At 73.6% G+C, this 14254-nt stretch carries 18 protein-coding genes; 10 read left to right on the forward strand and 8 right to left on the reverse strand.

The features are described from left to right. Entirely contained in the window at positions 1–357 is a 357-nt protein-coding gene (locus tag BLQ97_RS09010; RefSeq protein WP_245692001.1) for an iron chaperone, read from the forward strand. On the opposite strand, the gene BLQ97_RS09015 is transcribed toward BLQ97_RS09010, so the two are convergent. Continuing rightward, the gene (locus BLQ97_RS09015; RefSeq protein ID WP_091365257.1) at positions 279–866 is read right to left on the reverse strand and encodes a DUF1990 domain-containing protein; all 588 of its coding nucleotides are present in this window, start codon (positions 864–866) and stop codon (positions 279–281) included. The two genes, BLQ97_RS09010 and BLQ97_RS09015, sit on opposite strands and share 79 nt — an antisense overlap. Positions 867–890: 24 nt before the next feature. Here BLQ97_RS09015 and BLQ97_RS23280 point away from each other — a divergent pair, with 24 nt between their 5' ends. Together BLQ97_RS23280 and BLQ97_RS09025 are read left to right on the forward strand one after the other, a co-directional pair. Continuing rightward, positions 891–1757: a HipA family kinase gene (locus tag BLQ97_RS23280; protein ID WP_245692002.1), complete on the forward strand. Its 867-nt coding sequence runs from the start codon at positions 891–893 to the stop codon at positions 1755–1757. Continuing rightward, on the forward strand, positions 1754–2146 hold the full coding sequence (locus BLQ97_RS09025; RefSeq protein WP_091365260.1) for a DUF3037 domain-containing protein: 393 nt from the start codon (positions 1754–1756) through the stop codon (positions 2144–2146). The genes BLQ97_RS23280 and BLQ97_RS09025 overlap by 4 nt, the downstream gene beginning before the upstream one ends. Positions 2147–2150: 4 nt before the next feature. Here BLQ97_RS09025 and BLQ97_RS09030 read toward each other — a convergent pair whose 3' ends face one another. The 5 genes from BLQ97_RS09030 to cysC all read right to left on the reverse strand — a co-directional run bounded on the left by BLQ97_RS09030 (position 2151) and on the right by cysC (position 5849). Next, positions 2151–2441, reverse strand: coding sequence for a 4a-hydroxytetrahydrobiopterin dehydratase (locus tag BLQ97_RS09030; RefSeq protein ID WP_091365262.1), 291 nt, complete (start codon positions 2439–2441; stop codon positions 2151–2153). Positions 2442–2491: 50 nt separating this feature from the next. Further along, complete coding sequence (locus BLQ97_RS09035) at positions 2492–3202, reverse strand: phosphoadenylyl-sulfate reductase (protein WP_091365264.1); 711 nt, start codon at positions 3200–3202, stop codon at positions 2492–2494. Then, positions 3199–3381: an Insertion element protein gene (locus BLQ97_RS09040; protein ID WP_139173538.1), complete on the reverse strand. Its 183-nt coding sequence runs from the start codon at positions 3379–3381 to the stop codon at positions 3199–3201. The genes BLQ97_RS09035 and BLQ97_RS09040 overlap by 4 nt, the downstream gene beginning before the upstream one ends. Further along, on the reverse strand, positions 3369–5057 hold the full coding sequence (locus BLQ97_RS09045) for a nitrite/sulfite reductase (RefSeq protein WP_091365268.1): 1689 nt from the start codon (positions 5055–5057) through the stop codon (positions 3369–3371). Before BLQ97_RS09045 ends, BLQ97_RS09040 begins: the two co-directional genes overlap by 13 nt. 228 nt (positions 5058–5285) lie before the next feature. Beyond that, positions 5286–5849: an adenylyl-sulfate kinase gene (gene cysC / locus BLQ97_RS09050; RefSeq protein WP_091365270.1), complete on the reverse strand. Its 564-nt coding sequence runs from the start codon at positions 5847–5849 to the stop codon at positions 5286–5288. A gap of 118 nt (positions 5850–5967) precedes the next feature. Here cysC and BLQ97_RS09055 point away from each other — a divergent pair, with 118 nt between their 5' ends. After that, entirely contained in the window at positions 5968–6360 is a 393-nt protein-coding gene (locus BLQ97_RS09055) for a hypothetical protein (protein WP_245692003.1), read from the forward strand. Here BLQ97_RS09055 and BLQ97_RS09060 read toward each other — a convergent pair. After that, complete coding sequence (locus BLQ97_RS09060; RefSeq protein ID WP_091365274.1) at positions 6335–6811, reverse strand: RrF2 family transcriptional regulator; 477 nt, start codon at positions 6809–6811, stop codon at positions 6335–6337. The genes BLQ97_RS09055 and BLQ97_RS09060 overlap by 26 nt on opposite strands. Positions 6812–6871: 60 nt before the next feature. On the opposite strand from BLQ97_RS09060, the gene BLQ97_RS23285 reads away from it, so the two are divergent. After that, positions 6872–7636, forward strand: a complete 765-nt coding sequence (locus tag BLQ97_RS23285; protein WP_175471649.1) for a (deoxy)nucleoside triphosphate pyrophosphohydrolase — start codon at positions 6872–6874, stop codon at positions 7634–7636. A 113-nt stretch (positions 7637–7749) separates the two neighbouring features. On the opposite strand, the gene BLQ97_RS09070 is transcribed toward BLQ97_RS23285, so the two are convergent. Further along, complete coding sequence (locus tag BLQ97_RS09070) at positions 7750–7920, reverse strand: CsbD family protein (protein ID WP_091365276.1); 171 nt, start codon at positions 7918–7920, stop codon at positions 7750–7752. A gap of 355 nt (positions 7921–8275) precedes the next feature. Between BLQ97_RS09070 and BLQ97_RS09075 the strand changes: the two genes are divergently transcribed. The 5 genes from BLQ97_RS09075 (at position 8276) to BLQ97_RS09095 (ending at position 14163) form a co-directional block, all read left to right on the forward strand. Continuing rightward, positions 8276–9940 carry a peptide ABC transporter substrate-binding protein gene (locus BLQ97_RS09075; RefSeq protein ID WP_091365278.1) on the forward strand — a complete coding sequence of 555 codons (1665 nt, stop codon included), beginning with the start codon at positions 8276–8278 and terminating at the stop codon, positions 9938–9940. A gap of 148 nt (positions 9941–10088) precedes the next feature. Next, the gene (locus BLQ97_RS09080) at positions 10089–11012 is read left to right on the forward strand and encodes an ABC transporter permease (RefSeq protein WP_091365280.1); all 924 of its coding nucleotides are present in this window, start codon (positions 10089–10091) and stop codon (positions 11010–11012) included. After that, complete coding sequence (locus BLQ97_RS09085) at positions 11005–11976, forward strand: ABC transporter permease (protein ID WP_091365282.1); 972 nt, start codon at positions 11005–11007, stop codon at positions 11974–11976. The genes BLQ97_RS09080 and BLQ97_RS09085 overlap by 8 nt, the downstream gene beginning before the upstream one ends. Next, complete coding sequence (locus tag BLQ97_RS09090; RefSeq protein ID WP_091365283.1) at positions 11973–13034, forward strand: ABC transporter ATP-binding protein; 1062 nt, start codon at positions 11973–11975, stop codon at positions 13032–13034. The genes BLQ97_RS09085 and BLQ97_RS09090 overlap by 4 nt, the downstream gene beginning before the upstream one ends. Then, positions 13018–14163, forward strand: coding sequence for an ABC transporter ATP-binding protein (locus BLQ97_RS09095; protein WP_245692004.1), 1146 nt, complete (start codon positions 13018–13020; stop codon positions 14161–14163). Before BLQ97_RS09090 ends, BLQ97_RS09095 begins: the two co-directional genes overlap by 17 nt. The last annotated feature ends 91 nt before the right edge of the window (positions 14164–14254 follow it).

Below are 14254 nucleotides of genomic sequence, written 5' to 3' on the forward strand. Positions count from 1 at the left end.
GTGACCGCGCCCGGCACCGTCGAGGAGTACCTGACCGCGCTGCCCCCGGAGGCGCGGGCGGTGCTGGACCGGGTCCGCGCCGCCGTCCTGCGCGGGATGCCGGGCGCGACCGAGACCATCCGGTACGGCATGCCCGCCGCGATGGTGGGCACCCGGTACGGCCTGCACTACGCCGCCTGGAAGCGGCACGCCGCGCTCTACCCCGTGCCGGTCCTCGACGACGGGCTCGAGGCCGAGGTGGCGCCGCTGCGCTCCGGGAAGGACGCGGTGCACCTGCGCTACGGCCGCCCGGTGCCCGAGGACCTGGTGGAGCGGATCGCCTCGGCGGTGGCCGCCCGCCGCAGCGAGGACAGGTAGCGCCGGGTGGCCAGCCCCTGCACGAAGCGGCTCACCGGCGGCACCGCGCGGGCCGCCGGGGTGGCCAGCCGGGAGAACACCCGGATGGTGACGACGACGTCGCCGTCCCCGGTCAGCCGCACGGTGAACCGCTCCTCGCCGCTCTCCGGGTGGCCGGGCAGCGTGCCGTAGGCGAAGCCGCGCTCGTCGCCGGTGGTCTGCGCCCACACCACCCGGCACGGGATGTCGTAGCCCGGCCGCGGCAGCCCCGCCGTCAGGACGACGACGGTGCCCACCTCCGCCGGTGACCCGGTCGCGCGCACCCGAAGGCCCACGCTGCGCTGCGGCGTCCAGTCGAACACCGCCGCGGCCACCCGCTCGAACACCTCCCGCCCGGTGCCGACGACCTCGGTCCACTCCCCGTGGAGGTAGCCCGCTGGCATGTCCGGGGAGCCGGTGGCGCCGACCTCGGCGTAGGTGAGCGGCGCGTCGCGCAGGCCCTCGGGCGACGCGGCCCGGAACAGGCCCATGCCCCCAGTGTGGACCGGCGTAGGTTGACCGGCACTGTGCTGCCCGCCGTCACCGCCACCCGCTACGTCACCCCGCTGCGCGAGGGTGGCTCGCTGCCCGGGCTCATGGAGGCCGACGACCTGGGCACCTACGTGGTCAAGTGGCGCGCCGCCGGGCAGGGCGTGCGGGTGCTCGTCGCCGAGGTCGTCTGCGGGGAGCTGGCCCGCGCGCTGGCCCTGCCGGTGCCCGCGCTGGTCACCGTCGACGTCGCCCCGCAGCTGGCGGTGGGGGAGCCCGACCCCGAGGTGCAGGAGCTGCTGCAGCGCTCCGCCGGGGTCAACCTCGGGCTGGACTACCTGCCCGGCGCGCTGGACTTCGAGGCCGGCGTCGGCGAGGTCGACGCCGAGCTGGCCGGCCGCGTGCTGTGGTTCGACGCGCTGGTGGGCAACGTCGACCGCTCCTGGCGCAACCCGAACATGCTGTTCTGGCACGGCCGGCTGCAGCTCATCGACCACGGCGCCGCGCTGACCTTCCACCACCACTGGCCCGGCGCGCAGGCCGCCGTCGCCCGGCCCTACGACGCCGCGCAGCACGCGCTGCTCGAGTGCGGGCCCGACGTGCGCGCCGCCGACGCCGCCCTCGCCGGGAAGGTCACGCGCGCGCTGCTCGACGGGGTGCTGGCCCAGGTGCCCGACGCGTGGCTCGAGGGCCCCACCCCGGAGGAGTCCCCCGACGACGTCCGCGCCCGCTACGCCGACCAGTTGCTGGCGCGGCTCGACGCCCGCGGCGCGTGGCTCCCCTCCCTGCTGGCCGCGGCGGCCGCGGGTGGGTCCCGGCGCCGGGCGCCGCGCGGGGAGAACCGCCCCGCCTGGCTCGGCCCGCCGCCCCCGCCGGGGGTGCGCCAGCGGTGAGCCGGGAGACCTTCGAGTACGCCGTGCTGCGGGTGGTGCCGCGGGTGGAGCGGGGTGAGGTGCTCAACGCCGGCGTGCTCGTCTACTGCCGCCAGCGCGACTACCTGGGCAGCCGGGTGCACCTCGACGCCGACCGGCTGCGCGCGCTGGACCCGACGGCCGACGCCGAGGCGATCGGCCGGGCGCTGCAGGCCGCCGCCGACGTCTGCGCGGCCGACCCCGCCGCGGGGGCCGCCGGCCGCGAGGCGCTGGGCTCGCGGTTCCGCTGGCTGACCGCGCCGCGCAGCACGGTGGTGCAGCCCGGCCCGGTGCACACCGGCCTCACCGAGGACCCCGACGCCGAGGCCGACCGGCTGCTGCGGCTGCTCGTGCTGCCGGTCGAGGAGTAGCCGCTCAGGGCAGCAGCGCGTCGATCCGGCGGGCGAGGTCCAGGTCGAGCTCGCTCACCCCGCCGGCGGAGTGGCTGACCAGCGTCAGGTGCAGGGTGCGCCAGCGCAGGTCGACGTCGGGGTGGTGGTCCACCGCCTCGGCGGCGAAGCCGATCCGCACGACCGCGGCCACGGCGTCGGCGAAGGAGGGCAGCTCCACGCTGCGCCGCAGCCCGTCGGCGTCGCCGGACCACCCCGGCAGCTCCCGCAGGGCGGCGGCGACGGCGTCGGGGGACAGGCGCGGGGGTCTGGGCACGGCGCCATCCTGCCGTGCTGGAACGGCCTCGGCCCCTGGGACGAGGTCCTTCAGAGGTGCAGGCCGCACTCCGTCTTGCCGCGACCGGCCCAGCGCCCCGCGCGCGGGTCCTCACCCGGGGCCACCGGGCGGGTGCACGGCGCGCAGCCGATCGAGGCGTAGCCGATCTCCTGCAGCGGGTTGACCGGCACCTGGTGCTCGGCGACGTAGGCGTCGACGTGCTCCTGCGTCCAGGCGGCCAGCGGGTTGACCTTGACCATGCCCCGCTTGGCGTCCCAGTCGACGACCCTGGTGCCGGCGCGGGTGGGGGCCTCGTCGCGGCGCACGCCCGAGCCCCAGGCCGCGTACCCGGCCAGCGCCCGTGCCAGCGGCTGCACCTTGCGCAGCGAGCAGCAGAGGTCGGGGTCGCGCTGGTGCAGCTCGGGCCCGTGCTCGGCGTCCTGCTCGGCCACCGTCTGCGGCGGCGTCACGTTCACCAGGGTGATCGGCACGACCCCGCTGACCCAGTCGCGGGTGCCGATCGTCTCGGCGAAGTGGTAGCCGGTGTCGAGGAAGACCACGTGCACCCCGGGGACCGCCCGGGAGGCCAGGTGCGCGAGCAGCCCGTCGGCCATGGACGACGTGATCGCGAAGTCGTCGCCGAAGGTCTCCCCGGCCCACCGCAGGACCGCCAGCGCCTGCTCGACGGGGTCGGCGATGCCCTCGAAGCGGGCGTCGGCCGCCGCTGCCAGCTCCGGCGTGGGCCGGACCGCCGTCGTCATCCCTGCACTCCTGTCCCGGTGAGCCGCACGGTGAAGGTCCGCAGGCACGCGGCGCAGTGCCACCCGCCCTCGTCCCCGTGCGGGGTCAGCTCCTCGTCCCCGCAGTACGGGCAGAAGAACACGGGCAGCTGCCGTGTCCTTCCCCCGCCGGCCGGCTCCTCCTCCGTCAGAGCAACCACGCTTCTTCCGCGCGGGACACGTAGGCGGCGAACCGCTCGCCGGGCTCGCGCCGCTCGAGGTAGCCGCGCAGCACCCGCTCGCAGTAGTCGGCGGTCTCCGCCTTGGTCACCTTGTGGCCGCGGAACTTGCGGCCGAAGGAGGCCTCGGTGCCGAGGTGCCCGCCCAGGTGGACCTGGAAGCCCTCGACCATCTCGCCGTTCTCGTCGCGCACCATCGAGCCCTTGAAGCCGATGTCGGCGGTCTGGAAGCGGGCGCAGCTGTTCGGGCAGCCGTTGACGTTGATGCCGATCGGCTCGTCGAAGCCGGGCAGCCGCTTCTCCAGCTCGGCGTAGAGGTCCTGCGCGTGCTGCTTGGTCTCCACGATGGCGAGCTTGCAGAACTCCAGGCCGGTGCAGGCCATCGTGCCGCGGCGGAAGGCGCTCGGGCGCACCAGCAGGTCGTGCTCGGCCAGCGCGGCCACCAGGTCCTCGACCCGCTCGTCGGGCACGTCGAGGACGACCATCTTCTGCTGGGTCGTCGTCCGGGTGCGGCCCTGCCCGTACTCCTCGGCGAGGTCGGCGATCCGGGTGAGCAGGCTGCCGGTGATCCGGCCGGTGCGCAGCGCGAAGCCGACGGCGTTGGTGCCGTCCTTCTGCCGGGCCACGCCGACGTGGTCGCGCTGGGCGTGCGCCGGCGCGGACGCCGCGGGACCGTCGGGGAGCTTCGCGTGCAGGTACTCGTCCTCCAGCACCTGGCGGAACTTCTCCGGCCCCCAGTCGGCCATCAGGAACTTGATGCGGGCGCGGTTGCGCTGCCGGCGGTAGCCGTAGTCGCGGAAGACCGAGGTGCAGGCCGCCCACACGTCGGTCACCTGGTCGGGCCGCACGAAGACGCCGACGCGCTGGGCGAACATCGGGTTGGTCGACAGGCCGCCGCCGACCCACAGGTCGTAGCCGGGCTCGCCGTCGGCGTTGCGGACGCCGACGAAGGAGACGTCGTCGATCTCCGGCTCGGTGCAGTGGTCCACGCAGCCGGACATCGACGTCTTCCACTTGCGCGGCAGGTTGCTGAACTCGGGGCTGCCCACGTACTTGGCGACCGTCTCGGCCATGACGTCGCTGGCGTCGATGACCTCGTCCTCCAGGACGCCGGCCAGCGGGCAGTTGAGCATGCCGCGCGGGGTGTCGCCGCAGGCCTCGGTCGTGGTGAGACCGACCGCCTCGAGCCGGCGCCAGATCTCGGGCACGTCCTCGATGCGGATCCAGTGGTACTGGATGTTCTGCCGGTCGGTGACGTCGGCGACGTCGCGGCCGAACTCGGTGCTGATGCCGCCGATGGTGCGCAGCTGCTCGCTGGTCAGCGCCCCGCCGTCGGTGCGCACCCGCATCATGAAGTAGGAGTCCTCGAGCTCCTCGGGCTCCAGCACGGCGGTCTTGCCGCCGGGGATGCCCTGGGCCCGCTGGGTGTAGAGCCCCATCCAGCGCATCCGCCCGCGCAGGTCGCTCGGGTCGATGCCGCCGAAGCCCGTGTGCGCGTAGATGTCGAGGATGCGCTGCCGGACGTCGAGGCCGTCGGAGTCCTTCTTCATCCGCTCGTTGGGGTTGAGCGGCTCCCGGTAGCCCAGTGCCCACTGGCCCTGGCCCCGCTGGGGGGTGTCGCGGCGCGGCGGCCTGGTGGTCGTACGGGGGGTGGTCACGGTGGCACTTCCTCCTGCGCCGCCCGCCGCGGCGCCGGACCGGACGGGGAGGGCGCTGCCGGATCGGGGGCGCAGCGGGCGCTGCGGGGGACCTCGGTGTCAGCGCGCGGGGCGACAGACCGCGCTGCTCACCAGCGCCAGGTCGATGTGACGGCGCGCGACGAGGAGCAGGGCGCGACCGGACACGCCCTCCATGGTCGCACACGGGAGGGCGTGTCCGCGGTCACGTCAGGCGGCCGGCGGCGTCCCGTCCCCGGTGCCGCCGTCCATCGCGGCCCGGATCCGGGCCACCGACTCGGCCAGCGGGGTGGCCGACGTGTCGATGACCAGCTCGGCCCGTGCGGGCGGCTCGTAGGGGTCGTCGACGCCGGTGAACCCGGTGAGCTCGCCGGCCCGCGCGCGGGCGTAGAGGCCCTTGACGTCGCGGGCCTCGCAGACCTCCAGCGGGGTGGCCAGGTGTACGAGCACGAACCTGCCGTGCCGCTCGACCAGCGCCCGGGCCTCCTCGCGCGCCCGCTCGTAGGGCGCGATGGCGGCCACCACGACGGTGCCGCCGTGCCGCACCACCTCGCCGGCCACGAAGCCGATCCGCCGGATGTTGAGGTCGCGGTGCTCGCGGGAGAAGTCGAGCTCGCTGGACAGGTGGGTGCGGACGACGTCGCCGTCGAGGACCGTCACCGGGCGCCCCGCGGCCTCCAGCTCCGCGACCAGGGCGTCGGCCACGGTCGACTTGCCCGCGCCGGACAGGCCGGTGAGGAAGACGGTGACGCCACCGTGCTGCGCGCTGCTCACCCCCCGAGTCTCGCCCAGGCGCCGTGCGCGGCGGCCCGCGGGGCCCGGTCGCCGGGCCTCCTGGGAGCCTGGCGGGGTGGGCGGTCGCTGGGCGGGTGCGCCGCGGTCCGCCCGGGTCGTGGCAGCGGTCGCGGGCGCCGTCCTCGCCTACGGCACCGCGGTGCACGTCGTGCAGCTGGTGCTGGGCGGTGACGACCCCTACCCCGGGCTGCCCGGGTGGCTGAGCGGCTACTTCGTCTCGCTGACGCTGCTCGACCCGCTCGCCGGTGTGCTGCTGTGGCTGCGCCGGCGCAGCGGTGTCGTCCTCACCGTCGGGGTGCTCGTCTCCGACGCCGCGGCCAACGCGTGGGCCGACTACGCGCTCGACCCCGCCGCCGGCGTGACCGTCGGGCGGGTGGGCCAGGCGGTGGTCACGGTGCTGGCCCTGGCCGCGGTGGCGGCCGCGCCGCTGCTGTGGCGGGCCGCGTCCCCGGTCGGCGCGACGCTCAGTCGCCGGCGCGCTCGTCGCTGAAGGAGCGCCACGCGCTCTCGACCGCGGCCAGCTCCGCGACCGGGCCGGGCAACCGCCCGGCGACGACGTCGGCCAGCGTGACCTCCTCCAGCACTCGCCGGTAGGCGGCGCGGGCGGCGACCCAGACGCTGGCCAGCTCCGCGGCGGCACCGGGGTAGCTGACGTCCTCGGGGCGCTGCCCGTGCACCTCGGCGAGGAAGCCCTGCTCCACCCGCATGACGCGGGCGATGGAGATCTCCGACGCCGGCAGCGCCAGGCGGTAGCCGCCCTCCCGGCCCCGCTGGCTGGTCACCAGCCGCGCGTGCTGCAGGTCGCCGAGGATCCCCTGGAGGAAGCGCGACGGGATGTCCTGCGCGGTGGCGATCCGGTCGCACGTCAGGCTCCCCGGTGCCGCCGCGGCCAGCTCGAGGGCCGCGCGGACGGCGTAGTCGACCCGGGCCGTGATGCGCACCGTGCTCCCTCCAGCGGACTCTCCGGGCTCCCATCCTGCCCGGTCTGCCAGGGTGACGGCGTGTACCGGCTGCGCTTCACCACGATCGTGGCAGCGCCGCTCACCGTCGCCTTCGACGTCGCCCGAGCCCTGGGGCGCCCCTGGCCGGTGCCGCTGGCGGAGGTCGAGTCGGTCCGGCCGGTGCGCGACGTGTACGCCCTCGCGCCCGGCGGGCCCTGGCGCTCGCTGGTGCACACGCGCCGGTTCACGGCCACCGGCGCGGGCACCCGGGTCGACGAGGTGGTCGAGTGGGAGACCGTCCTGCCCGCCCCGCTCGGTGCCCTGGCCGACCGGGCGGTGCTGCGCCGGCGGGTGGCGCGGTCGATGCGCCGGCACCTCGACGGTTACGCGGCGGCGGCCGCCCGGCAGGCGCTCGACGTCGTCCAGGTGGTGGGTGCGGCCATCGTGCGCGGCGACCGCGTGCTCGTGGCGCAGCGCGGCGGGACCGGGCCGCTGGCCGGCCGCTGGGAGTTCCCCGGCGGCAAGGTCGAGCCGGGGGAGGAGGAGCTGGCCGGGCTGGCGCGCGAGTGTGCCGAGGAGATGGGCGTCGTCGTCCTGCCCGGGGAGTTCCTCGGCGAGGTGCCCCTGGACGGCGCCGTCGCCGGTGGTGTCCCCGACACCACGACGCTGCGGGTGTGGTCGGCGTGCCTCGTGGAGGGCGAGCCGGTGGCCCGCGAGCACCGGGAGCTGCGCTGGGCGCGGGCAGGCGAGCTCGAGGCGCTCGACTGGATCCCCGCCGACCGCCCCCTGCTCCCCGCCGTCCGGGCCCTGCTCACCCGCCGCTGACGCACCACGGGCGCCGCACCCGTCGGTGCGGCGCCCAGGTGACGTGCTGGAACGGCCCCGTCCAGAGGCTCGCCCCGAGCGGAGCGAGGGGTGAGGAGGACGGGATCCTTCGACTACTTGAAGACGTCCTTGACCTTCTCGCCGGCCTGCTTGAGGTTGCCGGCGGCCTTGTCGCTGGCGCCCTCGGCCTGGAGGTCGCGGTCGCCGGTGGCCTCGCCCAGGCGCTCCTTGCCCTCGCCGGACAGCTCCTGTGCCTTGTTCTTCGCCTTGTCGATGCCGCTCACGAGTGAACTCCTCTCCTCGGGTGGCCGATGCTTACCCCGGTCGGGTCGCCCGGACACCCGGGTCCCCCCGAAGGCGTAAGTCCTGCGGGGGTATGGTCCCCGCGCCGCAACACCTGTCGTCCCGAGGGCGGCAGACCGTGGTCGTTGCGGCACCCGGTGCCGAGGTCGTGAGCCTGGGTCACAAATCGGTGACGGCCGTGGACGGTCCTCACCGGGCGTGCCTAGGGTCGCGACCGGCGTTCCGGCCGTTGCGGGCGCTCCGCCCGCAGCACGCCGTTGCCCCGGCCTCGCGCCGGGGTGCGCACCCACCAGTCCGGTCCCCCCGCTGACGCGCGGGACGAGGGAGGCAACGCACGTGAAGTTGAGCAAGCGCCGGTCGGCGCTCGTCGCGGCCGGGATCTCCGGCGCGCTGCTGCTGTCCGCCTGTGGTGGCGGCAGCGACGACAGCGGCTCCGGCGGCTCCGCTGCCGGCGGTGAGGGTGGCGGCACCTTCAGCGTCTACATCGGCGAGCCCGAGAACCCGCTCGTCCCGGGCAACACCACCGAGTCCGAGGGCGACCAGGTCATCAGCTCGCTGTGGACCGGCCTCGTGCGCTACACCGAGGAGGGCGAGGTCGACTACAGCGGCGTCGCCGAGTCGATCGAGTCCGAGGACAACACCACCTGGACCGTGACGCTGAAGGACGGCTGGACCTTCCACGACGGCTCGCCGGTCACCGCCGAGTCCTTCGTCAACGCGTGGAACTACACCGCCTACAGCCCGAACGCCCAGGGCGCCGCGTCCTACCTGTCGCGCATCGCGGGCTACGCCGACCTGCAGGCGCCGGTCGACGAGGCCACCGGTGAGGCGACCGGCGAGCCGGTCGCGACCGAGATGAGCGGCCTGCAGGTCGTCGACGACACGACCTTCACCGTGACGCTGTCGACGCCGTTCTCCAACTTCCCGGCGATCACCGGCTACAACTCCTTCCACCCGCTGCCGGAGGCGTTCTTCGACGACCCGGAGGCCTTCGGCACCCGGCCGATCGGCAACGGCCCGTTCCAGGCCGAGGAGGACTTCGTCCCGGGCCAGGGCATCACCCTGACCCGCTACGACGACTACGCCGGTGAGGACGCCGCCCAGGCCGACAGCGTCCAGTACGTCGTCTACGCCGACGTCAACACCGCCTACACCGACGTGCAGGCCGGCAACCTCGACATCGTCGACGTCATCCCGCCCGACGTCATCGAGTCGGCCGAGTCGGAGTTCGGCGACCGGTTCATCCGGACCGAGTCCTCGCAGATCACCTACCTGAGCTTCCCGACCTACGACGAGCGCTTCGCCGACCCGCGGGTGCGCCAGGCCTTCTCCATGGCGGTCGACCGCGCCGCGATCTCCGACGCGATCTTCGCCGGCACCCGCACCCCGGCCGACTCGTTCATCCCGCCGGTCATCGACGGCTACCGCGAGGGCAGCTGCACCTACTGCACCCTCGACCCCGAGCAGGCCAACCAGCTGCTCGAGGAGGCCGGCTTCGACAAGAGCCAGCCGGTCGACCTGTGGTTCAACTCCGGTGCCGGTCACGACGCGTGGATGGAGGCCGTGGGCAACCAGCTCCGCGACAACCTCGGCATCGAGTACACGCTGCAGGGCAACCTGGACTTCGCCGAGTACCTGCCGCTGCTGGAGTCGAAGGGCGTGGCCGGTCCGTTCCGCTACGGGTGGAGCTTCGACTACCCGGCCGCGGACAGCTACATCACGCCGCTGTTCACCACGTCCTCGCTGGCGCCGGCCGGGTCGAACTACTCGTTCTACACCGACCCGCAGGTCGACCAGCTGGTCGTCGAGGGTGACCAGGCGGAGAGCCCCGAGGCCGGCATCGAGAGCTACCAGGCGGCCGAGGACATCATCAACGAGGCCATGCCGATGGCCCCGATGTTCTTCACCGAGATCCAGTCGGTGACCAGCGAGAACGTCAGCAACGTCCGACTGGACCTCTTCCAGCACATCGTCACCTCCGAGGTCACCGTCAACAGCTGACCTCACCCCGCAGGACCCGCACCACCCGCCGGGGGCGCCCGTCCGACCAGGACGGTCGCCCCCGGCGGCTCGTGTACCGGGCCCTGCGGCACGATGGACACCGGCGCCGCCGTCCGCACCCGGCGGCGCACACACCCCGAGGGGGACCATGGGCCGCTACGTCGCGCGCCGCCTGCTGCTCACCATCCCGGTTCTGCTGGGCGCCTCGTTCCTGATCTTCGCGATGGTCTACGCCCTGCCGGGCGACCCCATCCGCGCCCTCGGCGGTGACCGCCCGCTCTCCCCGGCCGTCATCGCCGAGCTCCGTGAGAGGTTCCACCTCAACGACCCCCTGTACGTCCAGTACTGGGAGTACCTGAAGGGCCTGTTCCAGGGCGACCTGGGCACCGACTTCCGCGGCCGGCCGGTCCTGGACACCATCGAGCGCACGCTGCCGGTGACGGTCAAGCTCGCGCTGGCCGCCGTCCTGTTCGAGATCGTCATCGGCCTGGTCGCCGGCGTGCTGGCCGGCATCCGGCGCAACAGCTACTTCGACAACGTGGTGCTGGTGTCGACGACGCTGATCGTCTCCATCCCGATCCTGGTGCTGGCCTTCTTCACCCAGCTGCTCTTCGGCCTCAAGCTCGGCTGGTTCCCGATCGCCGGGACCAACGAGGGCTTCTACAGCTACGTCCTGCCGGGCCTGGTCCTCGCCTCCGGCTCGCTGGCCTACGTCGCCCGGCTGACCCGCACCAGCCTGGCGGAGAACCTCCGGGCCGACTACGTGCGGACGGCGCGGGCCAAGGGCCTGCCCAACCGGACGGTCGTCGTCCGGCACACCCTGCGCAACAGCCTGATCCCGGTCGTCACCTTCATCGGGGCCGACATCGGCGCGCTGCTCGGCGGGGCCATCGTCACCGAGACGGTCTTCAACCTGCCCGGCATCGGCCGCGAGGTGTTCAACTCGATCCGTTCCCAGGAGGGCGCGGTCGTCGTCGGCATCGTCACCCTGATGGTGTTCTTCTTCATCTTCTTCAACCTGGTCGTCGACGTGCTCTACGCCGTCCTCGACCCGAGGATCCGCTATGACTGACCAGCAGCAGCTGGACCTGCGCAAGGACGCGGTCGAGGCCGGGACCACCACCGGCCTGGCCAGCCCGTCGGTCGACGTCACCAAGGAGCGGCAGAACAGCCTCTGGAGCGACGCCTGGGGCGACCTGCGGCGCAACCCGCTGTTCTGGATCGGTGCGGTCCTGGGCCTGTTCTTCCTGCTCATGGCGCTGGTGCCGCAGCTGTTCGCCCGCGGGGCCGACCCGCGGGCCTGCGACCTGGCCGACTCGAAGGCCCGGCCGTCGGCGCAGCACTGGTTCGGCTTCGACCAGCAGGGCTGCGACTACCTGGCCAACGTCGTCTACGGCGCCCGCAACTCGCTGATCATCGGCGTCACCGCCGTGCTGGTCATCCTGCTGCTCGGGGTCCTGGTGGGGGCCGTCGCCGGCTACTACGGCGGGGTCACCGACGGGATCCTGGCCCGGATCGCGGACATCTTCTACGCCCTCCCGCTGATCCTCGGTGCGCTGGTGCTGCTGCGGGTCGGCCCCTCGACCGGCATCCCGATCATCAACTCACGCGGCCCCGGCGCGGTGGCCATCGCACTGGCGCTGTTCGGCTGGATGACGGCGATGCGGCTGGTGCGCTCGCAGGTCATCGCGGTGAAGAGCTCGGACTACGTCGCCGCGGCCCGCGCGATGGGGGCCTCGAGCCGGCGCATCCTGGTGCGGCACATCCTGCCCAACGCCGTCGCCCCCGTGCTGGTCTACGCGACCATCACCATCGGCGTGATCATCGCCGCCGAGGCCACGCTGACCTACCTCGGCGTCGGCCTGCAGCGCCCGGCGATCTCCTGGGGCCTGCAGATCGAGGCCGGGCAGGACTCGATCCGCACCGCCCCGCACCTGGTGCTGTTCCCCAGCCTGATCCTGACCCTGACCGTGATGGCGTTCGTGATGATGGGTGACGCCCTGCGCGACGCCCTCGACCCGAGGCAGCGCGCATGACCAACCTCGACCTGACCAAGCCGACCGCGGAGCTCGCCGCGCAGGGCACACCCCTGCTGGAGGTCGACGACCTGCGGGTGGAGTTCCGCACCCGCTCGGGCGTGGTGAACGCCGTCAACGGGGTGAGCTACAGCCTGGGGGCGGGCGAGACGCTGGCCATCCTCGGCGAGTCCGGCTCGGGGAAGTCCGTCTCGGCCCAGGCGATCATGGGGATCCTCGAGACCCCGCCGGCGGTCATCAGCGGCGGCGGCATCTGGTTCCAGGGCCGCAACGTGCTGGAGATGTCGGCCGAGGACCAGCGCAAGATCCGCGGGCCCGGCATCTCGATGATCTTCCAGGACGCGCTGTCGTCGCTGAACCCGGTCTACAGCGTGGGCTTCCAGATCGGCGAGATGTTCCGCGCCCACCGCGGGATGTCGAAGAAGGCGGCGCGGGCGAAGGCCGTCGAGCTGATGGACCGGGTGCGCATCCCGGCCGCGGCCCGGCGCGTCGACGACTACCCGCACCAGTTCTCCGGCGGCATGCGGCAACGCGTCATGATCGCCATGGCCATCGCCCTGGACCCGCGGATCCTCATCGCCGACGAGCCGACCACCGCCCTCGACGTCACCGTGCAGGCGCAGGTCATGGACCTGCTCAAGGACCTGCAGCAGGAGACGGGGATGGGGCTGATCCTCATCACCCACGACCTGGGCGTGGTCAACGAGGTCGCCGACAACGTCGCGGTCATGTACGCCGGCGAGATCGTCGAGCGGGGCACCGTCGACGACGTCTTCAGCCGCCCGTCGCACCCCTACACCGACGGCCTGATGAGCTCGGTGCCGCAGGTGGAGGCCAAGGGCGGACGGCTGCGGCCGATCGCCGGCCAGCCGCCGAACCTGGCCGCCATCCCCAGCGGCTGCCCGTTCCACCCGCGCTGCTCCCGCCGCCGGCTGGGTGCCGAGGCCGCGCCCGGCCGTGACTGCGCCACCGACGTCCCGCCGCTGCGGCTGGTCGTCCCGGGGCGCGAGGCCGCGTGCCACTACAGCGAGGAGGTCCTCGGTGTCGCAGCCGAGTGAGTCCGGGGCGACCGCCGCGTCGTCCCTGTCGAAGTCGTCCCCGTCGAAGTCCCTGCCGGAGTCGTCGCCGTCGTCCCCCTCGCTGGCGGAGCCCGCGCCGTCGGGCGCGCGCGGGGCGACGGGGGAGACCCTGCTGGAGGTCCGCGGGCTGCAGAAGCACTTCCCGCTGACCCAGGGCATCGTCTTCAAGCGCACGGTCGGCCACGTCCGCGCCGTCGACGGGGTGGACCTGACGCTGCACCGCGGGGAGACCGTCGGCCTGGTCGGCGAGTCCGGCTGCGGCAAGTCGACGGTGTCGAAGCTGATCGTCGCCCTGGAGCGGCCCACCGCCGGGTCGATCCTCTACAAGGGCAGGGACGTCGCCCGGATGGGCGGCCGGGCGCTGAAGGACTACCGGCGCGAGGTCCAGATCATCTTCCAGGACCCCTACGCCTCGCTGAACCCGCGGATGACCGTCGGTGACATCGTCGCCGAGGGCTGGGCGGTGCACTCCGACGTCGCCCCGCGGAAGGGCCGGCTCAAGCGCACCCAGGAGCTGCTCGACCGCGTCGGCCTCAACCCCGACTACGTCAACCGCTACCCGCACCAGTTCTCCGGCGGCCAGCGGCAGCGCATCGGCATCGCCCGCGCGCTGGCGCTCCAGCCGGAGGTCATCGTCTGCGACGAGCCGGTGTCGGCGCTCGACGTGTCGGTGCAGGCGCAGGTGGTCAACCTGCTCGAGGACCTGCAGGACGAGTTCGGCCTGTCCTACCTGTTCATCGCCCACGACCTGTCGGTGGTGCGGCACATCTCCGACCGGGTCGCGGTCATGTACCTCGGCCACATCGTCGAGGAGGGCACCGACGAGCAGGTCTACGCCTCGCCGTCGCACCCCTACACGCAGGCGCTGCTGTCGTCGGTGCCGCTGCACGAGCCGCACCTGCGCGGGCAGAAGGACCGGATCCTGCTGCAGGGCGACGTCCCCAGCCCCGCCGACCCGCCCTCGGGCTGCCGCTTCCGCACCCGGTGCTGGAAGGCCCAGGACGTCTGCGCGCAGGAGGTCCCGGCGCTGGTCGACCGCGGGCAGGGCCACCCCAGCGCCTGCCACTTCGCCGAGGCCCGGATGGTCGTCCCCGTCGACGTCGAGTAGTCCCGGCGACGATCAGGTGACCTGATCCCAGCGCGTCCTCCCTCACGGTGCACGGTGAGGGAGGACGCGCTGCGGTGAGGGAGGATGTCTC

Source organism: Geodermatophilus telluris (genome assembly GCF_900102745.1).
GTDB classification, from domain to species: domain Bacteria; phylum Actinomycetota; class Actinomycetes; order Mycobacteriales; family Geodermatophilaceae; genus Geodermatophilus; species Geodermatophilus telluris.